Origin of the sequence: Pseudomonas sp. CFSAN084952 (assembly GCF_009648855.1) — a bacterium.
In the GTDB taxonomy this organism is placed as follows: domain Bacteria; phylum Pseudomonadota; class Gammaproteobacteria; order Pseudomonadales; family Pseudomonadaceae; genus Aquipseudomonas; species Aquipseudomonas paracarnis.
Map to the genome: position 1 here is coordinate 512,905 of NZ_CP045767.1, position 25,349 is coordinate 538,253.

Below are 25,349 nucleotides of genomic sequence, written 5' to 3' on the forward strand. Positions count from 1 at the left end.
ATTCAATTTAGCCTAACTTCGTTTAATTTGAAGGCAGAGTCGCCATGGATGAACAACTCGCTACGAAGTCCGTTGTTTTGCTGGTCGACGATGAAGAGTCGATCCTTAACAGCCTGCGCCGCCTGCTGCGCGGCCAGCCCTATGACGTGGTATTGGCCACCAGCGGCGCCCAGGCGCTGGAGATCATGGCGACCCGGCCTATCGATCTGGTGATGAGCGATGCGCGCATGCCCGGCATGGACGGCGCCACGCTGCTGGCCGAGGTCCACCGCCTGTATCCCGCCACCAGCCGCATCCTGCTCACCGGCTACGCCGACCTGACCACCATCATCAAGGCGATCAACGACGGGCAGATCCACCGCTACATCAGCAAACCCTGGAACGACGAGGAGTTGCAACTGGTGTTGCAGCAAACCCTCGAGCACCAACGGCTTGAACGCCTGGCCCGAGACCAGACCGAACAGCTCAAGCTGCTCAACGCCACCCTGGAAAAACGTGTGGCGGCGCGTACCGCCGAGTTGCAACAAACCGCCGACATGCTCGACCTGGCCTACGACGAGCTCAAGCGCAGCTACGTGACCGGCACCGAAGTGTTCTCGCTGCTGGCCAACCTGCGCTTGCCCAAGGACAAACAGACCAACCGTGCGTTGATCGAGTTGATCCGCGTGTATTGCGCCGCCCAGTCCATGGACGAATCCAGCACCCGTGACCTGACCATGGCCGCCGCGTTGTACAACATCGGCAAGTTGAGCTGGACCGACAGCATGATGGTTGCACCGTCGGACAAACTGCATAGCACCGACCGCGGTTTGTACCGTGAGTATCCGGGGCAGAGCGAGTCGTTGCTGATGACCCTGGAGCCGATGAAGGACGCGGCGCGGATCATTCGTCATCACCAGGAACGTTGGGACGGCACGGGGTTTCCCGACCACCTCAAGGGCGATACCATCCCGCCCGGTTCACGGCTGCTGAAGCTGGCGGTGGACTTTATCGAATTGCAGAAAGGCCTGATCCTGGAGCGACACCTCAACAGCGACGAAGCGCTGTTGTATATCCGCAAGTACGCCGGGCGCCTGTATGACCCGGCGTTGGTGGAAGATTTTGTGCAAGCCTGCGCCACCTTCCTCAGCGACGTGACCCTGGGCGACCCTACGGTCAAAGTCCTCACCACCCGTGAGCTTGAGGCCGGTATGGTGTTGGCCCGTAACCTCAACGCCGATAACGGCATGCTGTTGCTCAATGCCGGCAAAGTGCTGAACTTGCCGCTGGTGGACAAATTGATCGCGTTCGAAGCGATGGAAGGCGCCAAGTACAGCGTATTTATCAAACAGCCCGAAGAGACCTCGATTCTTTCATGAATGATTCAACCATCCGCATCGCCGCCGCCATCCTCATTGATCAAGCCGGCCAGACCCTGCTGGTGCGCAAGCGCGGCACCCAGGCGTTCATGCAACCTGGCGGCAAGATCGACGCGGGCGAACAACCCGTCCAGGCGCTGGCCCGTGAGCTTTATGAAGAGTTGAACCTGCACATCAAGGTAGAGGACGCCACGTACCTGGGCCAATTCTCGGCGCCTGCCGCCAACGAACCGGGCTTCACCGTGCAGGCCGAGCTGTTCCAGGTGCAGATCGACGTTGCGGTGATGCCAGCGGCGGAAATTGAAGAAATCCGCTGGATCGACCCCTCGGGCGATGGCGGCCTGCAATTGGCGCCGCTGACCCGCGATACGATCCTGCCGCTCTACCGCGCGTCGCTGATCGACGCATGATCATTCGCGCGCTGGAGGCTAAAGACGCGCCTGCTTACCGGGCGTTGATGCTACAGGCGTATGGCGCTTATCCCCAGGCGTTCACCTCCAGCGTGGCCGAGCGTGCTCTGATGCCCCTGAGCTGGTGGGAAAAACGCCTCGACAGCCCGCTGGACCGTCTGTTTGGCGCCTTCGACGGCGATCAGTTGGCGGGTATTGTCGGCCTTGCGTTCGAGCCACGGGAAAAGGCCCGGCACAAAGTGACCTTGTTCGGCATGTACGTGACCGAGGCTTATCAACAGCAGGGGCTGGGGCGGCAACTGGTGCAAGCGGCACTGGAAGAAGCCCGCCGCCACCCGCGCCTGAAGCTGATCCAACTGACGGTCACCGCCGGCAATGACGCCGCCTTTGCGCTCTACCAGCGCTGCGGTTTCATTCAGTACGGCCTGGAGCCACTGGCGGTGCGGGTAGGCGTCGAATACTTCGACAAGATCCACATGTGGCGTGAATTGCACGTTGACTGAAATTCACTGTGGGAGCTGGCTTGCCTGCATCGCTGGCAAGCCCTGATCCCGGTCAGTTAAGCGAACGCAATACTCAAAGCAACGAAGATCAAAATGTGGGAGCGGGCTTGCTCGCGAAAGCGCGATACCAGTCACTGGATACGTTGACTGACCCACCGCATTCGCGAGCAAGCCCGCTCCCACAGGGGGGGCTGCGTTTAACTGACCGGCATTACTCACACAAGGCCACACACTTGAAGCCCGTTCAACGCGCCGCGCTGACGCCATCCAAGGTGGAAAATGAGGTGTCCTTGGCCGTCAGCAAAAAGTCGCGCATGTAAGGCGCATCGAGCATGTCGGCACGAATGCCCGCATACAAGGTGGCGAACAAACCCTTCTCACCCAAACGCTTGGCCTTCACATACCCGCGCGAGCTGTATTCATGCAGCGCCCAGTGGGGCATGCCGCACACCCCACGGCCGCTGGCCACCAGTTGCATCATCATCACCGTCAGCTCCGAAGTCCGTACCTGGGCCGGTTCAACGTCGGCCGGTTCCAGGAAGCGGGTGAAGATGTCCAGGCGGTCACGTTCCACCGGGTAGGTGATCAGGGTTTCTGTCAGCAGGTCTTCCGGCACGATGTAGGACTTGTTCGCCAACGCGTGCTGGTTGGCCACCGCCAGCATGGCTTCGTAAGTGAACAGCGGCACGTAGGTGATGCCCGGCAGTTCCAGCGGGTCGGAGGTCACCACCAGGTCCAGGTCGCCACGGGCCAGGGCCGGCAGCGGCGCGAAGGCAAAGCCCGAGGCCAGGTCCAGCTCGACTTCCGGCCAGGCATCGCGGAACTGGTCGATGGTCGGCATCAGCCACTGGAAACAACTGTGGCATTCGATCGCCATGTGCAAACGCCCGGCGGTGCCCCCGGCCAGCCGCGCAATATCGCGCTCGGCGCCGCGCAGCAAGGGCAGGGTGGCGTCGGCCAATTGCAGCAGGCGCAGGCCGGCACTGGTGAAGCGCACAGGCTTGGTCTTGCGCGCGAACAACTGCATGCCCAGGCGCTCTTCCAGCTCCTTGAACTGATGGGACAGGGCGGACTGGGTCAGGTGCAGGCGTTCGGCGGCCTCGACCAGGCTGTCAGCTTCGCGCAAGGCGTGAAGCGTCTTGAGGTGGCGAATTTCGAGCATGGCGGCCTTCATGAGTGCAATTTGCGTTCAATGATAATGCATTGAGCTTTGTTCATGTTGGCCGCAGCGTAACGGCGTCAACCCAATGGCAGGAAGTGGGTTTCGGCGATCGACTTGTCGATGTTGCCGCGCCAGATCCTGGTGTCGGCAAAGGCAGCGCCAGCACCCTCTTTGGCGGCTTGCCATTTCATCCCGAGATATTGCTGATGTTGCAGCTTTAAATGTGCTTTGCGAAAACTGTCGAATGCCGAGTTCGGCGCATCGTAATGAAAATGGGCGTACCAGATCGGTTTGTCGGTTTTCGCCTGCTTGCTCGCCTCGTATATTTCATATTCTTGCAGGTAGTCGTCTTGTCCATCGGGACGCTTTTCGCGCATTTTTTGCCGTGTGCCTTTCTTGCGGATTACCACGCGACCTTTGCCCATCAGGTAATCCAGGTAGCCCTCGGTAGGCGTACTGCTTTGCAGGCTGCGCGTGATACGCAACGCTTCACCGGACTTTTCAAGCGCACTGGCTCGAGTGTTCAGTTGTTCGATGATCGGGTTGTTTGCATCCAGGCTCTGCACTTTGCTGGCGCGGGCACGCAGATCGTTGGCCTCGGTCACCAGCATATGTTCAAGATTGATCGGTTCCATGGTTTTGTAGCTTCGCACCTTATTTTCAAAGGCATCCGCCGCCGCCAAGCGTGCACGGGCGTTCGCGAGCAAGGCGTTTACGTCGGTGGGGAGCTTCGGTGGGGCGGCAACCGTTCGGCTTTGGTTGGTGTTCAAGCGAAAGGTGTTGCTGTCGCCAATCTTGTCCCACACTTCAACAGTCGCCCCATCCGCATCGTTGATGATCAATTGCCTCGGCGACTGCTGGCCGGCCGGCTTCTCGATACCAATCAATAACTGACCCTCTTCAGTTTCAAACACCGTTTGGGTGGTGTTCGATGTTGACTGGGAAGCGGGCTTTTTTATCGTGCGCTGGGCTTTTCGTATCAGGCGGGCAAGATCCTTCTGCAGCAGCGCCAGAAAGCTTTGGTCGAAATGGCTGGGCGATTTTTCGTTCCAGGTTATCAAGTCAAGCGACAAGTCTTCATAGACCTTGATGCAGTTTTGCAGGACCCGGTTGCGTTCGACACGGCTGATGTTGGCATCGGGCAACGTCATGTGGCTGGTGACGGCACGATCGAACTTGCTTCTGGCTCGATGCACTGCGGCCTCCAGAAACAGCCAGTCAATGCTCAAGGTGTCTGGCCGCAGGCTGAGCGCCTGCATGAGATTGCTGCTTCTCGTGCTCGCCATGCGCAGGTCGGTAAACCTGTTTTTCCAGGCATCCAAGTAGGTGGAGACCTCCGTGCGCGTGTGCCTGACGGTGATGCGTTTGACCCACGTGCTCATGTCTTTCATCGAGGCCTCTATCCGGTTCAGCTCATCGAGCAAGTCCAGGCGACACTGTCTGATTTCCTGGGTCAGTGCTTGAAGAGCCCCTGGTGTGTGAGATGAGCGGTTCAGTTGGTGGTTGATCTCGATGATTCGATCGATAAGCACACCGGCCCGGTCTTTTGCATTCTGGATCAGGTGGTTCAGGCGGTCCGCTACGATGTGGGCTGTCCGGTTCAGTTCCTCGGAATAGTCGAGGTCGCGAATATGCACTTGACGCTGTTTAGCCGTTTCGAACGATGCATACAGGTGCTTGGCATCGTCGACGTCTTTGGTCAGCGCGATATCCAGGATTTTGCTGTCAGTTAATTTTTGTGGTGATACGTCTGACGGGGCCGGATAGTCGCTGGTAAATTTCTTTAGCTTGCTGGTGGTCTCGCTGACCTGACCGTAACAGGCACGGGCCTGGTTTTGCAGGGATTGGCCGAGTTCGAGGCGCTGCATATTGACCTCAAGCACGTCTGCAGGCAGTTGCCGAGCGACGGTTGCTGGCACGTTGGCCCTCGCCCGCGATACGTCACGTCCTGTGCGCCTGCTGCCGCCGCCATAACCCGTGAGGTGGCCGCCATGCAGTGCCGAGTAAGTGTCCCACTGCAACGCGTGGTCCAGGGCAACGGCCGGTGAGTAATACTTGCCCTTGGCGACCAGACGCATCTCGTGAGCCGTTGGGTCAAACTTGACGTTGTAATAGCGCCCCTCACTGAGGATGAAATGCTCGCCAGAGGTGTGGCGCAGGGTATGGCGATAAGGCCCGGTATGTACCGGTTGCAGGCTGTCGATACTGAAGATATGCGGGTGTTCGTAACCGGCAAAACGCTGGCGTGCGGTTGTGCGCTGGTGTGTTTTGACAGAGCGCCAAAAGTTTGGGCGTCGCGGATGCTTGAGCTGGTGGGCGGCGCTCAATCGCCGGGCCGAACTGCCGCGTGAGCCGGGCACGGCCGCCAGCGCCAGGGTATCCATCGCCGCGTATACCAGGCACTCGAACACCGAGGCTAATTGTTCGATGCCATGCCCGCTGTCACCGCGCCTGAAGGCAGCTACGGCTTGGTACAGGCTGGTGGTGGCGTCTGCCAGGGACACTGCAGTGCCGATGAAGGGTACGAACGACAGAGCGATTTTGATGCCGTTGAACACCTTGCCGCTTTTGAGAGAATATTTTTCGTGGGCCAGGTCATCATTGGATCGCGCATCATTACGATGCGCTTCCAGCAAACGGCCCATCTGAGCATTCAACTGATGGGCGGCCAATGAAGTGGTGACTGGCCAGGGGAGTCCGGCCTGTATCATCGCGTCGTAGCCTTTACCGGTGGCATGGTCGATACGACCCAGGTGTGCTCGCACATCACCCTTGATTGCGCGACCCGCCACGTATAGCGCCATGCTGTCGAGACGGCAGAGTTCGAACAGGGCAATGCGCGCCTGCTCAAGATTGGCATAACGGCGCAGGTAGCGTTCGTCAGGCGCGTCCGGAAGGTAAAGCAAGGTGCTGCCCGAGTTTTGTTCCTCGATGAATGTGATGCCCGACAGGGTAATCTGGCTCTCCTGCCGGGTGTCCGCACCACCAACACTCAGATGAGCCGGCAGCAGACGGATGCGCTTCGCGCTGGCGTGCCAGGCGGCCTGGGTATCGGCGTCGATGGCGGTGTTCAACACCCGTACTTCGTCGGCGCTGATGTGGTTCTGCATGTGCGCCAATATGCCCTGCGTTTTGAGCATCAGGCGCAAAGGCTCCACCAGGCATTCGCGGCGGTAGAGTTTTTGATGGATGGATTCGCCCTGGGCGCCCTTGAACGCGTCGAGGATGCGGACTTCGTACTGTTTAGCCAGGTCAAGGCCGGTAACTAGATCCTTCAGGTAGCTTTTTGTGATGCCAGCCTTGAGGGTGTCACGCTCTTCGACATCGTCGGCCGTCACCTGGACAGTCACGAACCCCAGGCGCTGGCTCAGTTCGGCGTCGATGTTGCGTAGCGCCAGGTCGTCCAACGTCATCTGGCTGCGCCTGGCACTGGGTACATCAATGATTTTGACCGGAGTTCCCGGTGCGGCGCCGGCAATGATGTCGCGTTTATGCTCCACCGAGTCAGGCAGTTCCAGTTGAAGAGTAAAGCCTTTGCGGATAGAAAAATCCTTGCGTATACGCGCATCGAGCTTGTGCCTGACGAACGCGTCACGCGGTGGCAGGGAGCGCTCCAGCAGCGTCTGGGCATTGTTCAGCGCCGGTATATAGGCGCGTAGCAGGGCCTTGAATGCCTCGCGTTTTTCAACGGGTTGAGTGATCAGCCATGACGGCAGTCGTTCGGCCAGCAGCCGCGCATTATGTTGTTCGACAAGTAGCAGAAACGCCGCCTCACGCGCCGAGTTTTCGGGCACCAACAAGCCAGGCAGCGTTTGCTCCACCCGTTGCTCCAGTTCACCGACGCGCTGTGACGCGTGTTCATCGGCTGACCACGTCTGGCGCACGCGGGCGGCCTGTTCTTCAAAGGCGGCCTGTTGACTGCTCAAGCTGTAGTCGAATGGGTCCTGGGTCAGTGTCGTGAATTGCAGCGCCAGTTGTTGATCCTCGGGCTGAATGCCAAATATCCCATCCTCCAGTGCCTGGCGCGACGAGAAACGCTGCAAACCACCGTCCCTGCCGGGCCAGTAAATGATATGCACGCCTTCACGTGTCCCGGCCGTGGATTCGTCCTGGGGTGGAAGGAAAACCAGTGGCCCGTTGAGTTCGGTGCGGGAAGGCGTTGGATTCCCGGCCTGAGTGACCGACAAGGTCAATGCGACGACATCCGGCGAGGGTGCGGCCAGGGCGTTTTCGATCAGTTGCAGTTCGTCCTCACTTAGTTGATCGAGGGTTCTCTGGATACGCGCTTCGGTCTTGACCCCCTGCAAACGTGCCTGGTACAGCGCGGTGTAGTGGGTGTTGAGCGTGTCGAAATCCAGGGGCGCTCGGTTGAGCATGGCCCGCGCCGCCGCTTCGGCAGCGTGTTGTAGCGCCTTGAGTGCGTCCAGTTGTTGCTTGAATGACTGCCAGCGCTCACTCGTTGGTGTGTCGTTGCCCAACAGGTTTTCCAGGGCGCGCCGTTGGTGCTCGATCAAAGCTTTGCGTTGGCGGGTATCGACACCGTTATGCAGCCGGCCGAATTGGGGAACGGGTGGGGTGCTAGTGGTGCCGACGGCCGATTCCGGGTGTTCAGGCTCCGAGGCAAACAGACAGCGGGTTTTACGCATGTCATCACGCCGGTCGACGTGCTGGAGGGCCAAGTAAGCGTTGTGAATCTGTACGTTCGCAAGCGGGCTCAGCGCGTCCTGATATTGCGCCTCGGTCAATTGTTTCAGCCAAAGGGTGATGCCCGTTTCCAGCGGGTTGTGGCTGGCCTTATAGTCGATCCTTGCCAAAGGATCGACCTCGGTGATGCCGAACAGCGCTTGCTGTCGGTCGAGCAGCCAGCGTTCCAGGTCTTCGCGTCTGCTCAATACCTTCCATGTCGGAACCTGAGTGGGCAGGTACAGCAGTTGACTGGCCGGCGTTTCCGTATCGAGGCTCAATACCCAGGCACCAGGCAGGGCGATGGCTGGGGCGTCGTGGGGCTTGAGAAATAGGTGTTCGGTGTAGCGGCGAGGTGTCTGCGCTGTAGCCGACTGCGAATGGAGCAGTGAAAACACGGGATCGAGGACTTCGGCATGCACCTTCCCCGAGGCGAGTGACCGCTCAGCGCTGGCTTCAATGTGAATCCGGTACAGCTCCAGCACCCGCTTGTAGCAAGTTACCGGCGAGCGGGGCGCTCGCTCTGTACGCCAGTAGCGCAGCCAGTGGTCATCCAGGCTTTGTTCCAGGTCCAGGCCCTTGAGCTCGTCGAGCAGCATCGCCGCGGTGTAGCGCGACAACGCGTGGGACCGCGGCAGGTTGAGCACACGTGCGTCTGGCTCCTGCGCTGTATCCAGGGCCGGATGCTGTTGCATATAGAGGCAGGCATCTGTCAGGACAATGCGGCTGCGCCCACGTCGCTCGGTGGCGGGAAACTCCAGTGCCACGCGCTCGCCGTCCAATTGAAGCTGCGCTTGGAGCATCCGATTGATGGTGTCGCGCACCGTCGGGATACCCTCCATTAGCACGAGCAGCTCGGCGCGGCAGTTCTGCAAGCGTGGCGTGGCATCGGCGAGCAGGTGTTCGTCGATGGCCGGTTGCATCAGTGGGTGTGTCGCAGGAGGTAGGGCAATGGAAGAAGGCATGGGGCGGATTCGCTCTATCTAAAAGGCCAAAGCCCTATTAGAGATCGACATGCCAAGTGGGCTGCGGCACATAGCTATCGACATGACCGCTGGGCACTCTTCATCAAACTGTCATCGAACTGTGGCAGCGCGCTTGAACAAACTTCATCAGACTCGCGCTCTACTGGGGTTCTGCGTTTTGGTGTTTTTCATGCGTGCGTTGTTTTTAGTGGCCGCTCTCCTGTTCGGCCTGCCGTCTTTTGCGGCTTCTCGGTGTGATGTCAATGTCCCGACCCAAACGGTCGACCTGGCTCAGGTGAGCATCGCCTATCAAAGTATCGGCCGTGCGTCCGACCCTGCGTTGCTGCTGGTGATGGGGCTGGGCGGGCAGTTGATTCACTGGCCGGATGAAGTGGTGGTGGCCCTGTGCGAACAAGGCTTTCGGGTGATTCGCTACGACAACCGCGACGTCGGCCTGTCCACCTGGCGGCAGGCGCCGGCGAGCGCCAACCTGACCTTCGAAGTGCTGCGCTACAAGCTCGGTTTGCCGGTGGCGGCACCCTATACGTTGACCGACATGGCCGACGACGCGCTGGGCTTGATGGATGCATTGCAGGTGCAGCAATTTCATGTCCTTGGCGCAAGCATGGGCGGCATGATCGCTCAACACCTGGCGGCCATGGCGCCACAGCGTGTGGAAAGCCTGACCCTGATCATGACCAGCTCCGGCGCCGAGGGCCTGCCCGCACCGAACGCAGCCCTGGTGCAATTGCTGTCGCGGCGCAGCGCGCCCAATCGTGAGGTGGCGCTGGAGCAACAGGCAGACTTGCTCGCGGCGTTGGGCAGCCCGGATATCAAGGACGATCGCCAGGCGTTGCTGCACCAGGCGGCGCTGTCCTATGACCGCGCCTTCAACCCCGAAGGCGTGAAGCGCCAGATCATGGCGATCCTGGCCGAGCCGAGCCGTGTGCCCTTGCTCAACCAGCTGCGGGTGCCGACCCTGGTCGTACACGGCACCGCCGACCCGTTGTTGCCGGTAATGCACGGCGTGCATCTGGCCGCGCATATCCAGGGCAGCCAGTTGAAATTGATTCCCGGCCTGGCCCACCGTTTTCAGGAAGCGTTCAAGGCGCCCTTGCTGGCGGCGGTGTTGCCCTACCTGCAAGCCCATCGCCAGGATGCCGCGCACTGGGCGCAGATCGATTTGAGCGAGCCTTCGAAGGTGCTGTGAAGGTGGTGTATCGTGCAACCTTTATGTATGCGCATGACTGCCCGCGAGGTTGCCCACCATGAGTACCCCCCTGAAAATCGATTTCGTCAGCGACGTATCCTGCCCCTGGTGCATCATCGGCCTGCGCGGCCTGACCGAGGCCCTCGACCAGCTCGGCAGCGAAGTGCAGGCCGAGATTCATTTCCAGCCGTTCGAACTGAACCCGAACATGCCCGCCATCGGGCAGAACATCGTCGAGCACATCACCGAAAAGTACGGCTCCACGGCGCAAGAGTCCCAGGCTAATCGTGCGCGTATCCGCGACATGGGCGCCGCATTGGGCTTTGCGTTCCGCACCGACGGCCAGAGCCGTATCTACAACACCTTCGACGCGCACCGCCTGTTGCATTGGGCCGGGTTGGAAGGTTTGCAATACAACCTCAAGGAAGCGCTGTTCAAGGCGTATTTCAGCGATGGCCAGGACCCTTCCGACCACGCGACCCTGGCGATCATCGCCGAGAGCGTAGGGCTGGACATTGCGCGCGCCGCCGAGATTCTTGCCAGCGATGAATACGCCGCCGAAGTCCGCGAGCAGGAACAGCTGTGGGTTTCTCGTGGGGTGAGTTCGGTGCCGACCATTGTCTTCAATGACCAATATGCGGTGAGCGGTGGGCAACCGGCGGAAGCCTTCGTCGGCGCGATTCGCCAGATTATCAACGAATCGAAATCCTGAGGCCGAGCACGGAGCAAAATGTGGGAGCTGGCTTGCCTGCGATAGCGGACTGTCAGTTGCAAATGGGCTGGCTGACACACCGTTATCGCCGGCAAGCCAGCTCCCACACGTGATACTCATTGTTTGCAAACATGGCGCTCATCCGAGCGCTGGCCCATCCCTTGCATTACACCCCTAAAGCCCAACCGGCCTGCGGTTGGGCGCTGCCATTAGGGGTGAAACTTACCTTGAACATTCTAGACCTTGACCACAGCCTCACCGGCCAGGCACCGATTGCCCGGCGGTTGGCCAGCGGTCGGGCCACGCGCCTGGACCTGCTGGACCTGGGCCCGAAATTGCGTTTGTGGTCCACCGAAAAAACCTGGAAGCGTTTCGTCGAGCGCCTGGCCCAACGGCCACGGCCCCGTGACGCGCGCCCGGAAATTCTGTTTGTCGGTTCCGGCGATTATCACCACCTTACGCCGGCGTTTTTGGCCGATCTCAAAGAGCCCGTCAGCCTGATTCACTTTGACAACCACCCCGACTGGGTGCGCTTTGCGCCCAAGCGGCACTGCGGTTCGTGGGTCAACCGGGCGCTGAAGATGCCGGCGATCCAACGCATCGTCACCCTCGGCCCGTGCAGCGATGACCTGCATAACCCGCAACTGCGCGGCGGCAACCTTGGCGCCCTCAAGCGCGGGCGTTTGCAGTTGTTTCCCTGGCAGCATCCGCCGTCCAAGGTCTGGGGCCGGGTGGGGGACGGCGCCGGCCACCAGCAACAGGAAAACCACCTGCATTGGCGCAACCTGGCGGACCTGGATTGGGCAGCCTTCCTCGACCAGATGATTGCCAGCCTGCCCACCGAGGCGATCTGGATCACCATCGACAAAGATGTGCTGGCCAGTGAAGACGCCGCCACCAACTGGGACCAGGGCGGCATGCGCCTGACCCATTTGCTCCAGGCCCTGCGGGCGTTGGCGGCGGGTAAACGCATCATTGGCATCGACATCTGCGGTGAGTTCGCCACACCGGCGTTCAGCAACGCGTTCAAGCGCTGGGAAGCCAAGTCCGACCAGCCGCCACCGGAGCGCTGGAGCCCGCAAGACTTGCAGCGCAATGCTGCAACCAATGAAGCCTTGATCGACCTGTTTGAGGAGCTGTTCCCGTGACCCTGACCGTGGTGTTGTTACTGGCGTTTTCCATCGTCCTCGATGTGATTGGCCAGCTGTGTTTCAAATTGGGCGTGGACCGTTTGCCCCAACTCGATGGCGGTTTTCGCCTGCGTGCGTTCTGGGGCCAGGTGTTCAATGCGCCGCTGCTGTGGGCCGGCGTCGGCGCCTATGTGATTGAGTTTTTTGTGTGGCTCGAAGCGCTGTCCCGTGCGCCCTTGAGTCTGCTGTTTCCGCTGGCGGCGTTGGCCTATTGCCTGGTGGTGTTGGCGGGCAGGGTGGTGCTCAAGGAAACCGTCAGCGGACGTCGCTGGCTGGGCACATTGGTGATCACTTTGGGTGTGATGTTGGTAGCAATCGCGGGGAACCAGGCATGACAACGCAAACAACCAATACCGGCTGGCTGCATGGGCGGCTTGGCACCCTGGTGCTGTGGGCACTGCTGATCGCCACCGAAAGCGCCGGGCAGTTGTTCACCAAGGTGGCCGGCGATCAATTGGGGCCGATGGACTTCAGTTGGCAATGGCTGGCGGACGTGGCGCGCAACCCGGGGATTCTGGCGGCGATTGCCAGCTATCTGGGTGCGTTTTTTGTGTGGATGCTGATCCTGCGGCGTAGCAGTTTGTCCCTGGCGTTTCCGCTGAGTTCGCTGGTGTTTGTGGCCGTATTGCTGGGGTCTTGGCTGGGGCTGGGCGAGCACATCAGCGTGCTGCATTGGGTGGGCGTGGTGGTGATTATCGGTGGTATCGCGCTGTTGGCTGAAGGCGAAGAACACTGAAGTTTGTGCTATGAAACACAGGCTCAATGTGGGAGCGGGCTTGCTCGCGAATGCGGTGGGTCAGTTAAGTAGCGGGTGACGGACACACTGCTTTCACGAGCAAGCCCGCTCCCACAATTTTGCTCCCGTGTAATTCAGTCGAAGGTGTAGCTGATCGCCGTCTGCACCTGGCCCTGATTCACATGGCCAGCCTCCTTGACGATGCTGCTCTTGGCCGCCGACCCCACCAGGTGTACCCAGCTGGCGCTGGTCAGCAGCGACCAATGGGGCGCCAGGGGGAAGGCGAAGCTTTGGCTCAGCGTCACATTCTGGAAGCCCCCGCTCGCGTTATAGGGCCGCAAGCCTGAAGCGACGGCTTCGTTGTTGTCCACGCCGAAGAAGGTATTGGTCTGGCGCGCATCGGCAAAATGCGCAACCAGGCTATTGCTGCCGATAATCCCGCCACCCACGGGGTAACCCAACTCGCCGCCGATTTTGCCCAGGGCGCCGCTCTGGGAATGCCCGCCGCCCACGGCCTGGCCCAATTGCGCATAGACCCGCCAGAAATTGGCCGGGGCGTATTGGACGAAGCCGCCCACCTCGGCCATGTCCGACACGTTGCGCAGGCCCTGCAATTCGCCGTTGGAAGTACGCCCCGGAAGGTAGTTGATATAGGGGCCAGCGGTCAGGCCGTGTGTATCCAGGGCGCTCCAGGTGAGGCCGTCATCGGTACTCAGGCTGACGTCGCCCCAATCCAGGTCCAGGTAAGGCACAGGCCGGGTTTCGTAGCGGCTGGCGCTGGGGTCGTGGGGCTGATAGCTGAGGCCCGCGCCCACGTCGCCCGTGATGCCTTCTGCCCACGCGGCACTGCAAAGGCCCCACCCTCCAAGTAAACCGGTGAATACAGCAGCAGCGAGCTTGGACATGGAGACGTTTCCTGAAGGTGGGCAGGCGCGCATGAACGCGCAAACCGACGCGCCTGCGCAAGCACTCATGTTGTTTGTAGCAAGCTACAAAAATTGTAGCTCCTGCGACATATATCGCTGCGCATTTCGCGCTCACCCCCAGCCCTGCGGGGTTTTGGCCAGTTGGCACAGTCCCTGCTCTATCCCTTGGCAAGCGCAGACAGCGCGCTCCTCCAAGGCCCTTTACCTAAAGGAAAGGCAGATGATCAACTGGCATATCGTGTGTGACTTCGACGGGACCATTACCCCCACGGATGTCATCGACAACGTCCTCCAACGCTTCGCCGGCCCCGAGTGGGAAACCATTGAGCAGGAATGGCTGGATGGGCATATCGGTTCACGCGAATGCCTGAGCCGCCAACTGGCGCTGATCAAGGCCACCCCGGCTGAACTGCTGGCGTACTTTGACAGTGTCGAGATCGACCCGGACTTCCCGGATTTTGTCGATCACGTCATGGGCCTGGGTGCTTCCATCGAAGTGGTCAGCGATGGCATCGAGCAGGGCATTGCCCGCATCCTTTCGCGCAACTACGTGACCTTGTTGCCGATCCTCGCCAACCGCCTGCGCCAGGTCGACCAGGACAGCTGGCGCATCGACTTCCCGTATGCCAGCGATGCCTGTCGCGCCGCTGCCGGCAACTGCAAGTGCAAATCCACGCCGCGCAACAAGCGCGTGCTGGTGATCGGCGACGGCAAGTCCGACATGTGCGTGGCCTCCACCGCCGACTTCGTGTTCGCCAAGGGCAGCCTCGCCGACTACTGCGTCGCCCACCAGATTCCTCATGCGCGCTTCGACAGCTTTGCGCAAGTGCCGGCGTTGCTGGCCAAGCTGCCACAAGGCCTCGCTGCCAACGCCACCACCTTCAACACCTCTTCTGACAATCAGGAACTCTTCCATCATGTCTGATATCCGTATCGCTACCGCTGAAGACCAGGTGCTTCTGGATAAAGAAGCCAAGTATTGCTCCTACGGCGACACCGTTCACTACATCGAGCCGCCGCGTATTTTCAGCCGCTGCGAAGGCTCCTATGTGTGGGACACCGAAGACCAGGCCTACCTCGATCTGCAGATGTGGTACTCGGCCGTCAACTTCGGCTATGCCAACCCGCGCCTGAACAACGCGCTGAAAAAGCAGATCGACACCCTGCCGCAAATCGCCAGCCAGTACCTGCACAAAGGCAAGATCGAGCTGTCGGAAATGATCGCGGTCGATGCCAAGAACAAGTTCGGCCTCGACGGCCGTGTGCACTTCAACGTCGGCGGTTCGCAGTCCATCGAGGATTCCCTGAAGGTGGTGCGCAACGCCAGCAACGGCAAAAGCTTGATGTTCGCCTTCGAAGGCGGCTACCACGGGCGCACCCTCGGCGCCTCGTCGATCACCTCTAGCTTCCGCTATCGTCGTCGCTACGGCCACTTTGGCGAACGCGCCAATTTCATCCCATTCCCTTACCACTTCCGTGGCCCGAAGGGCATGACCAAGGAAGAGTACGGCAGCCATTGCGTGCAGCAGTTCGCCCGCTTGTTCGAGACCGAATACAACGGCGTGTGGGACCCTAAGACCAACCAGTGCGAATACGCAGCTTTCTATGTCGAGCCGATCCAGGGCACCGGCGGCTACGTGATCCCGCCGATGAATTTCTACCGCGAGCTCAAGCACGTCCTGGACCAGCACGGCATCCTGATGGTGTCCGACGAAATCCAGATGGGCTTCTATCGCACCGGCAAACTCTGGTCGATCGAGCACTTCGATGTACAGCCGGACGTGATCGTGTTCGGCAAGGCGTTGACCAATGGTCTCAACCCATTGGGCGGTATCTGGGCCCGTGAAGAGTTGATCAACCCGAAGGTGTTCCCGCCAGGTTCGACTCACTCCACCTTCGCCTCCAACCCGTTGGGCACCGCGGTGGGCCTGGAAATGTTCAAGATGACCAGCGAAGTCGACTACGGCGCCATGGTCATGGCCAAGGGCAAATACTTCCTGGAAGGCCTGCAAGACTTGCAAAAACGCTTCCCCATCATCGGCGATGTGGACGGCCTGGGCCTGGCGCTGCGCTGCGAAATCTGCGGCCCGGATGGCTTCACCCCGGACAAGGCGACCCTGGACTACATGGTCGAAGAAGGCATGAAAGGCGACATGCTGGTAGACGGCCAGAAGCTCGGGTTGATCCTCGATGTGGGCGGTTACTACAAGAACGTGATCACCCTGGCGCCGTCCCTGGAAATCAGCTACCCGGAAATCGATCTGGGCCTGAAGTTGCTCGAGCAACTGCTGGTGCGAGCAACCACGCGGTGAATGCTCAAGGGATCGACCTCGGTGAAGGTACTGCCGGTTTCGTTCTCGGTGATGGTCCGGTCGGGATCCTGTTGATCCACGGCCTGACCGGCACACCGACCGAGTTGCGCCAGGTCGCCAAGGGCCTGGCCAAGGCGGGCAACTGCACGGTGTATGTGCCCACGCTGGCCGGGCACTGCGGCGACAACAGCGACTTGCAGGCCACCGGCTGGCAGGACTGGTACGAAGGCGTGCGCAAGACCTTCGTACAGGTCAAGCAACGCCACGGGCAGGTGTTTGTCGGTGGCTTGTCCATGGGCGCGGTGATGTCGATGTATGTGGCGTCCGAACACCCAGGGCAAGTCGCCGGGTTGCTGATGTATTCCACCACCTTGAAGTACGACGGCTGGAGCATCAACAAACTGGCGTTTCTCACGCCCTTGCTGATGAAGATTCCGTTCGGCGTGCACATTTGCAGCTTCGAAGAGAAGCCGCCCTATGGCATTAAGAACGAGCGCCTGCGGGCCATCGTCGAGCGGCAGATGAAGGAAGGCGAGAGCAGTGAGGCGGGGTTGCTGACCATGGAAGGCATCACCGTGCGCGAGCTGCACCGCATGAACGCGGTGGTCAAGAAACGCATGCCCCAGATCAAGGTGCCGGCGCTGGTGCTGCATTCCATCGAGGACGACATCACCAGCCGCTGGAACGCCGATTACGTGGAGCGCCACCTCGGCGGGCCGGTGACCAAGATCCTGCTGGACAACTGCTACCACATGATCACGGTCGATTTGCAGTACCGCCGGGTGATCGAGTTGAGTGCCAGGTTTGTCGAGCAGCACGCAGTGCAACTCAATCGTGTGGCGTGATTAATTTACTTGTAGGAGCGAGCTTGCTGTGGCGAGCAAGCTTGCTTGCGCTGGGGTGCGAAGCACCCCCAAAAGCCTGCGACTGCTGCGCAGTCGAGCGGGAGCAAGCTCCCTCGCCACAGCAAGCTCGCTCCTACAGTAGAGCGGTGTTGATAAGGAAAAACTGTGATTACCACCCAAGCCTTCCCGACCATCCGGGCTATCCAGCGCGATGCCTGGAACGACTGTTTTCCCGGTGCCCTGGAGGATTGGGACTATTACCTGGCCGTGGAAAACGCCGCAATCGATGACTTTCAGTGGCGTTACCTGGCGGTCTTCGAGGATCAAACGCTGGTGGCCGTGGCTGCCGCGTTCATCACCCATTATCGCCTCGACACTACGCTGTCGGGGGCCGGCAAACGCTTGACCGAGCGCCTGGAGCGGCTGTGGCCGGGCGTTTTGCAACTGGCGTTGTACGCCATCGGTTCGCCGGTGGCTGAGCGCTGTGATGCCGGTGTCGCCAGCCATGTGGCCGAATCCCGGCGCCCGTTGCTGTTGCAGCAGTTACTGGCGGCTGCGCGCAGCGATGCCAACGCGCTCGGTATCGGCTTGCTGGCGGTCAAGGATGCGCCCACCAACGACCCGCATTGGGCCCAGAGCTGCCTTGCCGCAGGCTTTCAAAGCATGCCCAGTTTGCCCACGGGGGTGTTGCCCCTGCCTTATGGCTCGGTGGATGCCTACCTGGGGTCGCTGGGCAAATCCACGCGCAAGGACCTGCGCCGCAAACTGCGCGCACCAGGGCCGCGGGTCGAGTGGCGGCGCAATATCGATGACGTGCTGCCCGAGGTCATGCGCCTGTACGAGGCCACGCTCGCGCGCGCAGACTTGCAGTTCGAACGCCTGCCCGCCGGTTACTTCACGGGGGTGCTCGAACACCTGCACGAGCGGGCGGTCTGTGTTCTGTACTGGGTGGACGAGCGCCTGGTGGCGTTCAACCTGATTCTGCTGGATGAGCATCGGCTGGTGGACAAGTTCTTTGGCCATGACCTTGCGTTCAGCCGCGAGTACAACCTGTACTTCCGTAGCTGGTTGACCAATGTCGACTACTGTATTGAACACCGTATTGCGCTGTACGAGTGCGGCCAGGCCGGGTATGCCAGTAAACTGCGCCTGGGGTGCGAGTTCGAGGGCAACAGCCTGTTCTTCCGCCACCGTAACTGGCTGGTCAACGGCCTGCTCAAGCTTGTAAAACTGTTTATTCGACCGGATCGTTCCGACCCTGCCATGGCTGCTGCGATAAGCGAAACCTGATGATTACCAAGACCCGCCAGAAAGCCCGCCCCTTTGCCATCTCGCGTTGGAGCGTCCAGCGCAAGCTGGTGCTGGCGTTCTGGCTGGTCAGCGTGATTCCCACCATGATCGCGGCTGAGCTGGCCGCCACCACGTTGTCGCAGATTTTCGACAGCAACGTGCGGATCTGGCTGCAAGAGTCGACCAAGATCGTCAAGGACGAAATCGGCGACATCCTTCACGACAACGCGCGCATGGCCAAGCTGTTCCTGCGCTATACCAGCCCGCCGTCGTCCAAAAATGCCGAGAAGCATGACCGGCTCACCGCCGACATTGCCGATGCCACCGATATCGACGTGGTCGCGCTGATTCGCACCAGCGACCGTAAAGTGATGTTCAGCACGGCCGCCGATGACATCGTCAGGCAGATCAACCTCACCAGCAACGCGGTGCTGCAAACCGTGCAAGTCGCCGGCGTGAGCACGGGCCTGGTGGTGTCGACCTTCGAAACCAGCCGTGACGGCGTTGATTACCTGTTGCTGGTCGCCACTTACCTGGACAGCAGTTTCCTCACCAGCGTGGCCGACGTGCATTCCCTCGACCTGCGTTTGTACCTGGCCAACCCTGCCGGGTTTTCCGAAATATTTTCCACCCAGCGCTTCGCCAATCACCCCTCGCGCATCCCCAAGAATGTCGAGGCCTACCTGCGCAGCACCAAGCAGCCCAGCGAGCAGTTCACTAACCAGTACAGCGGTTTGTATTGGCCGATTTTCAATGATGCCGGCGAGTTGCAAGGGGTGATCTTCAGCGGCCTGCTACGCCATACCAGCCTGGTGGGGCTGGTGAACCAGAGCAACCTGTTCGTGCTGATCTTCCTGGTCAGCTCGGCGCTGTCACTGGCGGCCGGGTTGTTGGTGTCGCGGCGCCTGACCAAGCCTCTGCGCGATTTGTCCCAAGGCGTGGATGCGGTGATCTCGGGCAGTTATGCGCACCGTGTGGTGGTCAGTGGCGGTGACGAACTGGCGCAATTGAGCAGCACCTTCAACCACATGACCGAACGCCTGGGCGAGTTGCATCATCTGGAAGCCCAACTGCGCCGGCGTGACCGCTTGCATGCCCTGGGTGAAGTCGCCATGGGCCTGGCTCACGAAATTCGCAACCCATTGGGCATCATCAAGACCGCCACCCAACTGTTGCATCGGCGCGCTGACCTGGCGGAAACCGACAAGCGTCACCTGGAATATGTCATCAGCGAAGTCAGCCGCATCAACGAGCTGATTACCGAGTTCCTCGATTTCGCCAAGCCCAACCCGCCGATACGCGTGCAGCAACCGGCACGCGCCCTGGTGGAAGAAATCCTCGGTTTCTGCGGCCCGGAGCTGAGCAGCCATCGCATTGACGCGCAGATCGACGACCAGGCGCCTGGCGCGACGATCTACGCCGATGCCAAGCAGCTCAAGCAGGCCTGTCTCAACCTGATTCTCAACGCCATCGACGCGATGCCCGACGGCGGGCGCCTGACCCTGGGCATTCGCAGCGTGGGCGACAACACCGTGATCAGCATCGCCGATACCGGCGAGGGCATCCCTGCGGACATGGTGGAGCGTATCTTCACGCCATTCGTCACCACCAAGGCCTCGGGCACAGGCCTGGGCCTGGCCAAAGTCTATTCGATCATGGAAAGTCACGACGGCAGCATCGAATGCGCCAGTGAGAAAGATGCCGGCGCGACCTTCAGCCTGTACATTCCGGCTGACGGTGAAGACGACGGTGAAGATGAGGAAGGGCATGACGCATAACGTATTGGTGGTCGACGACGAGCCCAAGCTCTGTGATCTGCTGACCCAGGCCTTGAGCCAGAACGGCATCCAGGTGTTCAGCGCGGGCAATGGCCTGCATGCGCTCAAGGTGCTGGGGGAGGAGGACATCGACCTGGTCATCAGCGACTGGCGCATGCCGGGCATGGACGGGCCGGCGTTGCTGGCCGAAATCAAGGTGCGTTATCCGACCTTGCCGGTGATCGTGATGACGGCCTACAGCACGGTGAAAAACGCCGTGCAGTCGATGCGTAACGGTGCCTATGACTACATTGCCAAGCCGTTCGACATCGACGAGCTGGACATCACCGTGGCCAAGGCCCTGCAGTTTCGCGACATCATGCGCGACAACGCGCGCATGCGCGCCGAGCTGGACGAGCATGCGCAGTTCGACAGCCTGGTGGGCGATAGCCCGGCGTTTCGCCAAGTGCTCCAGGCGGTCGATTCGGTGCGCGACAGCAACGCTACTATCCTGCTGACCGGCGAAAGCGGCACTGGCAAGGAAATGGTCGCCCGCGCCATCCACAAGCATGGCAGCCGTGCCGACCAACCCTTCGTGGCGGTCAATTGCGCGGCCATCCCTGAAGGCTTGCTGGAAAGCGAGATGTTTGGCCATCGCAAAGGCGCGTTCACCGGCGCCGTGGCTGACCGGGTAGGGCGCTTCATGCAGGCCGACAAGGGCACGCTGTTTCTGGATGAGGTGGGTGATATGCCCTTGGCGTTGCAGGCCAAGATTCTGCGCGCCTTGCAGGAGCGGGTTATCGAACCGGTGGGCGACCCCCGCGAGCGCAAGGTGGATGTACGGGTAATTGCCGCCACCAACAAGAACCTGCTGGATGCGGTGGCAGCCAAGGAGTTTCGCGAAGATCTGTATTACCGCCTGAATGTCTTCCCGATTCCGTTGCCGTCCTTGCGTGAACGCGTGGAAGACATCGCGCCCCTGGCGCGCCACTTCGCCCACACCCTGAGCGCGACAACCGGCAAACGCATCACCGGTTTCAGCCCCGAGGCGTTGCAGGCCATGGCGGCGTATCACTGGCCGGGCAATATTCGCGAGCTGCAAAACTGCGTGGAGCGCGCAACCATCGTCGCGGCTTCATCGGTGATCGAGGATATTGATTTGCCGGGGTATCTATTTGCTTCCAAACCGAGCGAGGGCGATGTAACCGCGCTCCTCAGCGACGGCCCAGGCGTGCCGCGGGACCTGGATGCGGCGCTGGCCGAAGTGGAGAAAGCCTACATTCTTGCGGCGTTGCAGGAGAGCAATGGGGTGCAGGCCGCGGCGGCGCAGCGGATCGGCATTTCCGAGCGCAGCTTCTGGTATCGCCTGAAGAAGCTGGGGATTCAGGTAGACAAGATCGTGCGCTGATCTGAGTGTGGGAGCTGGCTTGCCTGCGATGATCGCTCCCACGCTTCGCGTGGGAGTGCCGCTGGTGACGCTCTGCGTCACGCGCGTGGACGCGGAGCGTCGTTGGCTGCATTCCCACGCGGGAGCGTGGGAACGATCTGCCGCGTTGTGTCAGGTGTGCAGGCGTACCCACACGCTGACCAACACCGTCGCGGCCATCAACCAGGCCACGGCGGCGACTGCCAGCGATGCCTCCAACCGCAGCCGATCGACCATTACATACAGCGTCGCCAAATACACAAAGTACGGAATGATCGACCACATCCCGAACAGGATCGTGGTCTTCAAATCCGCAACTGTTCGGCCTTTGCCGACGATGTAATGGGCGATCAGCGCAAAAGTGGGAAACAGCGGCACCAAGCCCGCGATGTAATAGTTTCTGGTCTTGGCCAGCGCCGCCAGGATCAGCACCACTGCGGCGCCAAGTGCAGCCTTCAAGAACAGATCCATCAGTGACTCAACCCGTATTTCTTGACCTTGTCGAACAGGGTGGTCTTGGCCATCCCCAGTTCCTGGCTGGCCTGGGTCAGGTTCCCGCCGCTGCGTTGCAGGGCATCGTTGAGCAGGTTGCGCTCAAAGGCTTCCACCGCCTCGGTAAAGGCAACCCCTTGGTTGCCGCTGCCGGCGCCGCTTTTCTTGAAGGCGGGCAAGCCCAGGGCGAAGCGTTCGGCGACGTTGCGCAACTCACGCACGTTGCCCGGCCAGTCGTGGCTCATCAGGCTGGACAGGGTCTGGTTGTCCAGCTCCGGCACGGCGCGGTCGAAGCGTAGCGACGATTGCTGCAGGAAGTGTTCGAACAGTTGCAGGATGTCTTCGCGCCGCTCGCGCAAAGGCGGCAGTTCCAGGGTGACGACATTGAGGCGGTAGTACAGGTCGCTGCGGAACTGGCTGGCGCGGCTCAACTCGTCGAGGTCGGACTTGGTGGCAGCGATTACCCGACAATCCACTGCCACGCTCTGGTTCGAACCCAGGCGTTCCAACGTACGTTCTTGCAGCACCCGCAGCAATTTGATCTGCAGGTTGATCGGCATGCTCTCTACTTCATCGAGGAACAGCGTGCCTTGATGGGCATGCTCGATCTTGCCGATGCGACGTTTACCGGCGCCGGTGAAGGCGTTGGCCTCGTGGCCGAAAATCTCGCTTTCGAAGAGGTTCTCCGGCAGGCCACCGCAGTTGAGCGCAACGAACTGGTGGGTATGGCGTCGACTGAAATCATGCAGGCAGCGCGCGACCAGTTCCTTGCCGGTGCCGGTTTCGCCTTCGATCAACACGTTGGCCGAGGTGTCGGCGACGTTGGCGATCAGTTCACGCAGGTTTTGCATCGCTGGCGAGCGGCCGATGATGCGGCCTTCCAGCGAGTCGCGCTCGGCCAGTTGCCGGCGTAACGACCAGACTTCCCGCGCCAGGCCGCGCTGTTCCAGGGCGCGGCGTGCCACGTCCACCAGGCGTTCGGGCGAGAAGGGTTTCTCCATGAAGTCGTAGGCGCCGTTACGCATGGCGCCCACCGCCATGGAGATATCGCCATGCCCAGTGATCAACACCACCGGCAGGCTTTTATCCATGGCCTTGAGGCGGGTCAGCAGTTCCAGGCCATCGATGCCCGGCAGGCGGATATCGCTGATGACGATGCCAGCGAAGTTCTCGCCGATGCGCTTGAGCGCTTCTTCGGCGCTGCCCACGCCGACGCTGGTGATGTCCTCGAGCGCCAGTGCTTGCTGGCAACCGAGCAGTACATGGGGGTCGTCTTCGACGATCAGGACGGTAAGGTCTTGGGCTTGTGTATTCATGTCGACTCAGCTCGTTGAGCGCCCACCAATGGCAGGTTAAGGACAAAGGCGGTACCACCATTGGCCGGATGTTCCACGGCAAGGCTACCGCCGGTAGCGGCCGCGAGGCTTGCGGAAAGGGTCAGGCCCAGGCCCAGGCCTTGTTCGCCGGGCTTGGTGGTAAAAAAGGGTTCGAACAAATGCTTGCGCGCCTCGGGGTCGATGCCGTGGCCATTATCACGCACCAACAGGCGGTATTTGCCATCGCCGCTCTGGCCTTCCAGCCACAGTTGCGGCACCGCTTGGGCTTGCATGGCATCGAGCGCGTTACCGATCAGGTTGACCAGGATCTGCTCCAGGCGGGTCTGGTCGATCTGCAATTGGGCGTTGGCAAAGTCACGGTGCACGGTCAACGGCAGGCTGTCCAGGCGCGCGCCGAGCACCTGGAACGCGGCGTCCACGGCCTTGCCGAGGCTGGCTTCGCCCTGGTCGTCGCCGCGCCGAGCAAAGGAGCGCAGGCTGGCGGTGATGCGGCCCATGCGGTCGATCAGTTCGTTGATGGTCTTGAGGTTGGTGCTGGCGGTGTCCAGGGCGCCGCGCTCAAGGAAGCGTACGGTGTTGCCCGACAGCGTGCGCAAGGCCGCCAGCGGCTGGTTCAGTTCGTGGGCGATGCTGGTGGACATCTGGCCGATGGCCGCGAGTTTGCCGGCCTGTACCAGTTCGTCTTGGGCGCGGCGCAAGGTTTCTTCGGCCTGGCGTCGTTCGCGAATCTGGCCCTTGAGCCGTTCGTTGCTGGCGCGCAGGTCGGCGGTGCGTTCGGCAATCCGACGCTCAAGCTGGCTGTTGGCTTCCTGCAAGGCTTCCCGTGCGGCGAGGCGGGTGGCGATGACCTTGCGTCGCTCGTTCCAGGCAATCAGCAGGAAGGCGACCAGGCCGAAGGCGACGGCCACCAGGATGCCCTGGTTGATCGCGGCGCGGCGCAGGTCGTTGAGCGGGGTGAGCAGGGTGAAGTTCCACGGCGTGTCGTTCAGCGGGCGGGTCTGCGCCAGGTAGCTGACCGCGTGCTGGTCGTTGACCACTTCGGTGTTGGCCGGGAAGGTCAGTTTCTCGGTGCCTTCGTTCAGGCGCTCACGGGCCAGGGGTTGCAGTTCATTGAGCGTCGCCCAGTAATATTGCAGGCTGTGGGCCAGGCGGTCCTTGGTGTCATCGCTCAGCGGGCGTACGGCCTTGAGGCGACGCGCCGGGTCGCTGGAAAGAATAATGATGCCGTTCTCATCGCTCACGAAAGCTTCGAGGCGCGCACGTTGCCAGCGCTCTTCTAGCGCTTCGAGGCGTACCTTGACCACAGCGACGCCGATGATCTTGCCGTGCTCTTCCAGGCCATGGGCCAGGTAATAGCCGGGTTCGCCGTTGGTGCTGCCGATGCCGTAGAAACGACCGGGCTGGCCGCGTACGGCGTTCTGGAAATAGGCGCGAAAGGACAGGTCCTCACCTTGGTAACTGTCGGCATCGCGCCAGTTACTGGTGGCCAGCACGCGGCCGGTGGTGTCCATCACGTAGATGGCGCGGCTGCGACTGCGGCGGTTCAGGCCTTCGAGGTAGTCGTTGACCGTCTTGCGGGTTTCCTGGTTCGGGTCGGCGAGCAGTTGGGAAACACTGGACTCCAGTTCCAGCAGGCTGGGCAGGTAGGTGTACTTGCTCAGTTCGCTTTCGACGGTGCGGGCGTGCAGCTCCAACTGGCGTTCGCCGTTGTCGCTGAGGGTGCGGATGCCGTAGTAGTCACTGACCCAGAAGCCGATATAACCCAGGCCGACCATCAGGGCGATGATCAACGGCGGCAGGAACAGTTGGCGTATCAGACGAGGCTTCACGGCAAGTGATGGCGGCGCGGCGCGATATTGATTGGGGTCGCATTTCATCACAGATGCCTTGGGTCAGCTACTTCTCGCCAGTGTAAGAGCGGGCTTGTGTGGGAGTCGGGCTTGCCCGCGATGCAGGCGCCTCGGTGTAACAGTTGCACCGAGGCGATGCCATCGCAGGCAAGCCAGCTCCCACACAAGCCCGGCTCCTACAGGAC

General features: G+C 60.9%; 20 protein-coding genes. 14 read left to right on the forward strand and 6 right to left on the reverse strand.

The window, feature by feature from the left end:
• Positions 1–44: 44 nt before the first annotated feature.
• The 3 genes from GH769_RS02325 to GH769_RS02335 are packed head-to-tail and all read left to right on the forward strand — an operon-like array spanning position 45 to position 2,271.
• On the forward strand, positions 45–1,358 hold the full coding sequence (locus tag GH769_RS02325; RefSeq protein ID WP_014717113.1) for an HD domain-containing phosphohydrolase: 1,314 nt from the start codon (positions 45–47) through the stop codon (positions 1,356–1,358).
• On the forward strand, positions 1,355–1,768 hold the full coding sequence (locus tag GH769_RS02330; RefSeq protein WP_014717114.1) for an NUDIX domain-containing protein: 414 nt from the start codon (positions 1,355–1,357) through the stop codon (positions 1,766–1,768). Before GH769_RS02325 ends, GH769_RS02330 begins: the two co-directional genes overlap by 4 nt.
• Positions 1,765–2,271 carry a GNAT family N-acetyltransferase gene (locus GH769_RS02335; RefSeq protein WP_032903295.1) on the forward strand — a complete coding sequence of 169 codons (507 nt, stop codon included), beginning with the start codon at positions 1,765–1,767 and terminating at the stop codon, positions 2,269–2,271. The genes GH769_RS02330 and GH769_RS02335 overlap by 4 nt, the downstream gene beginning before the upstream one ends.
• A gap of 244 nt (positions 2,272–2,515) precedes the next feature.
• Here the strand turns inward: GH769_RS02335 and metR are convergent, their stop codons facing one another.
• Positions 2,516–3,433, reverse strand: a complete 918-nt coding sequence (gene metR / locus GH769_RS02340) for a transcriptional regulator MetR (protein ID WP_014717116.1) — start codon at positions 3,431–3,433, stop codon at positions 2,516–2,518.
• Positions 3,434–3,510: 77 nt separating this feature from the next.
• A complete protein-coding gene (locus GH769_RS02345; RefSeq protein WP_239688383.1) occupies positions 3,511–9,081 on the reverse strand; it encodes a dermonecrotic toxin domain-containing protein in 5,571 nt (1,856 codons plus the stop codon).
• Positions 9,082–9,271: 190 nt separating this feature from the next.
• On the opposite strand from GH769_RS02345, the gene GH769_RS02350 reads away from it, so the two are divergent.
• The 5 genes from GH769_RS02350 (at position 9,272) to GH769_RS02370 (ending at position 12,929) form a co-directional block, all read left to right on the forward strand.
• A complete protein-coding gene (locus tag GH769_RS02350; protein ID WP_019817689.1) occupies positions 9,272–10,291 on the forward strand; it encodes an alpha/beta fold hydrolase in 1,020 nt (339 codons plus the stop codon).
• Positions 10,292–10,349: 58 nt separating this feature from the next.
• Positions 10,350–11,003: a DsbA family oxidoreductase gene (locus GH769_RS02355; protein WP_014717119.1), complete on the forward strand. Its 654-nt coding sequence runs from the start codon at positions 10,350–10,352 to the stop codon at positions 11,001–11,003.
• 227 nt (positions 11,004–11,230) lie between these two features.
• Positions 11,231–12,151: an arginase gene (locus GH769_RS02360; RefSeq protein WP_032872911.1), complete on the forward strand. Its 921-nt coding sequence runs from the start codon at positions 11,231–11,233 to the stop codon at positions 12,149–12,151.
• The gene (locus tag GH769_RS02365; RefSeq protein ID WP_014717121.1) at positions 12,148–12,528 is read left to right on the forward strand and encodes an EamA family transporter; all 381 of its coding nucleotides are present in this window, start codon (positions 12,148–12,150) and stop codon (positions 12,526–12,528) included. Before GH769_RS02360 ends, GH769_RS02365 begins: the two co-directional genes overlap by 4 nt.
• Positions 12,525–12,929: an EamA family transporter gene (locus tag GH769_RS02370; RefSeq protein ID WP_020301180.1), complete on the forward strand. Its 405-nt coding sequence runs from the start codon at positions 12,525–12,527 to the stop codon at positions 12,927–12,929. Before GH769_RS02365 ends, GH769_RS02370 begins: the two co-directional genes overlap by 4 nt.
• A gap of 134 nt (positions 12,930–13,063) precedes the next feature.
• On the opposite strand, the gene GH769_RS02375 is transcribed toward GH769_RS02370, so the two are convergent.
• Positions 13,064–13,834, reverse strand: a complete 771-nt coding sequence (locus GH769_RS02375) for a MipA/OmpV family protein (protein WP_020301179.1) — start codon at positions 13,832–13,834, stop codon at positions 13,064–13,066.
• A 241-nt stretch (positions 13,835–14,075) separates the two neighbouring features.
• Between GH769_RS02375 and GH769_RS02380 the strand changes: the two genes are divergently transcribed.
• The 6 genes from GH769_RS02380 to GH769_RS02405 all read left to right on the forward strand — a co-directional run bounded on the left by GH769_RS02380 (position 14,076) and on the right by GH769_RS02405 (position 21,467).
• Entirely contained in the window at positions 14,076–14,780 is a 705-nt protein-coding gene (locus GH769_RS02380) for an MtnX-like HAD-IB family phosphatase (protein WP_020301178.1), read from the forward strand.
• On the forward strand, positions 14,773–16,167 hold the full coding sequence (locus tag GH769_RS02385; protein WP_003188936.1) for an aspartate aminotransferase family protein: 1,395 nt from the start codon (positions 14,773–14,775) through the stop codon (positions 16,165–16,167). The genes GH769_RS02380 and GH769_RS02385 overlap by 8 nt, the downstream gene beginning before the upstream one ends.
• Positions 16,164–17,012: a carboxylesterase gene (locus GH769_RS02390; protein ID WP_020301177.1), complete on the forward strand. Its 849-nt coding sequence runs from the start codon at positions 16,164–16,166 to the stop codon at positions 17,010–17,012. Before GH769_RS02385 ends, GH769_RS02390 begins: the two co-directional genes overlap by 4 nt.
• A 165-nt stretch (positions 17,013–17,177) precedes the next feature.
• Positions 17,178–18,302: a GNAT family N-acetyltransferase gene (locus GH769_RS02395; RefSeq protein ID WP_020301176.1), complete on the forward strand. Its 1,125-nt coding sequence runs from the start codon at positions 17,178–17,180 to the stop codon at positions 18,300–18,302.
• Positions 18,302–20,080 carry a HAMP domain-containing sensor histidine kinase gene (locus GH769_RS02400; RefSeq protein WP_032903293.1) on the forward strand — a complete coding sequence of 593 codons (1,779 nt, stop codon included), beginning with the start codon at positions 18,302–18,304 and terminating at the stop codon, positions 20,078–20,080. Before GH769_RS02395 ends, GH769_RS02400 begins: the two co-directional genes overlap by 1 nt.
• On the forward strand, positions 20,070–21,467 hold the full coding sequence (locus tag GH769_RS02405; RefSeq protein ID WP_019817693.1) for a sigma-54 dependent transcriptional regulator: 1,398 nt from the start codon (positions 20,070–20,072) through the stop codon (positions 21,465–21,467). The genes GH769_RS02400 and GH769_RS02405 overlap by 11 nt, the downstream gene beginning before the upstream one ends.
• A gap of 150 nt (positions 21,468–21,617) precedes the next feature.
• Here GH769_RS02405 and GH769_RS02410 read toward each other — a convergent pair whose 3' ends face one another.
• Genes GH769_RS02410 through GH769_RS02420 form a run of 3 tightly spaced genes read right to left on the reverse strand, consistent with a single transcriptional unit; the run spans position 21,618 to position 25,191 of the window.
• Positions 21,618–21,956 (reverse strand): GlpM family protein, encoded by a 339-nt coding sequence (locus GH769_RS02410; RefSeq protein WP_014717129.1) that lies wholly within the window; start codon positions 21,954–21,956, stop codon positions 21,618–21,620.
• The gene (locus GH769_RS02415; protein ID WP_014717130.1) at positions 21,956–23,293 is read right to left on the reverse strand and encodes a sigma-54 dependent transcriptional regulator; all 1,338 of its coding nucleotides are present in this window, start codon (positions 23,291–23,293) and stop codon (positions 21,956–21,958) included. The genes GH769_RS02410 and GH769_RS02415 overlap by 1 nt, the downstream gene beginning before the upstream one ends.
• Entirely contained in the window at positions 23,290–25,191 is a 1,902-nt protein-coding gene (locus GH769_RS02420; RefSeq protein WP_014717131.1) for a sensor histidine kinase, read from the reverse strand. Before GH769_RS02420 ends, GH769_RS02415 begins: the two co-directional genes overlap by 4 nt.
• Positions 25,192–25,349: the final 158 nt, after the last annotated feature.

Excerpts from the sequence above, each read along its gene's own strand:
- GH769_RS02400 (WP_032903293.1), top strand. The coding sequence starts at position 18,302 with ATGATTACCAAGACCCGCCAGAAAGCCCGCCCCTTTGCCATCTCGCGT.
- GH769_RS02405 (WP_019817693.1), top strand. The coding sequence starts at position 20,070 with ATGACGCATAACGTATTGGTGGTCGACGACGAGCCCAAGCTCTGTGAT.
- GH769_RS02325 (WP_014717113.1), top strand. The coding sequence starts at position 45 with ATGGATGAACAACTCGCTACGAAGTCCGTTGTTTTGCTGGTCGACGAT.
- GH769_RS02335 (WP_032903295.1), top strand. The coding sequence starts at position 1,765 with ATGATCATTCGCGCGCTGGAGGCTAAAGACGCGCCTGCTTACCGGGCG.
- GH769_RS02370 (WP_020301180.1), top strand. The coding sequence starts at position 12,525 with ATGACAACGCAAACAACCAATACCGGCTGGCTGCATGGGCGGCTTGGC.
- GH769_RS02380 (WP_020301178.1), top strand. The coding sequence starts at position 14,076 with ATGATCAACTGGCATATCGTGTGTGACTTCGACGGGACCATTACCCCC.
- GH769_RS02375 (WP_020301179.1), bottom strand. The coding sequence starts at position 13,834 with ATGTCCAAGCTCGCTGCTGCTGTATTCACCGGTTTACTTGGAGGGTGG.
- GH769_RS02330 (WP_014717114.1), top strand. The coding sequence starts at position 1,355 with ATGAATGATTCAACCATCCGCATCGCCGCCGCCATCCTCATTGATCAA.
- GH769_RS02415 (WP_014717130.1), bottom strand. The coding sequence starts at position 23,293 with ATGAATACACAAGCCCAAGACCTTACCGTCCTGATCGTCGAAGACGAC.
- GH769_RS02345 (WP_239688383.1), bottom strand. The coding sequence starts at position 9,081 with ATGCCTTCTTCCATTGCCCTACCTCCTGCGACACACCCACTGATGCAA.
- GH769_RS02355 (WP_014717119.1), top strand. The coding sequence starts at position 10,350 with ATGAGTACCCCCCTGAAAATCGATTTCGTCAGCGACGTATCCTGCCCC.
- GH769_RS02385 (WP_003188936.1), top strand. The coding sequence starts at position 14,773 with ATGTCTGATATCCGTATCGCTACCGCTGAAGACCAGGTGCTTCTGGAT.
- metR (WP_014717116.1), bottom strand. The coding sequence starts at position 3,433 with ATGCTCGAAATTCGCCACCTCAAGACGCTTCACGCCTTGCGCGAAGCT.
- GH769_RS02420 (WP_014717131.1), bottom strand. The coding sequence starts at position 25,191 with ATGAAATGCGACCCCAATCAATATCGCGCCGCGCCGCCATCACTTGCC.
- GH769_RS02410 (WP_014717129.1), bottom strand. The coding sequence starts at position 21,956 with ATGGATCTGTTCTTGAAGGCTGCACTTGGCGCCGCAGTGGTGCTGATC.
- GH769_RS02350 (WP_019817689.1), top strand. The coding sequence starts at position 9,272 with ATGCGTGCGTTGTTTTTAGTGGCCGCTCTCCTGTTCGGCCTGCCGTCT.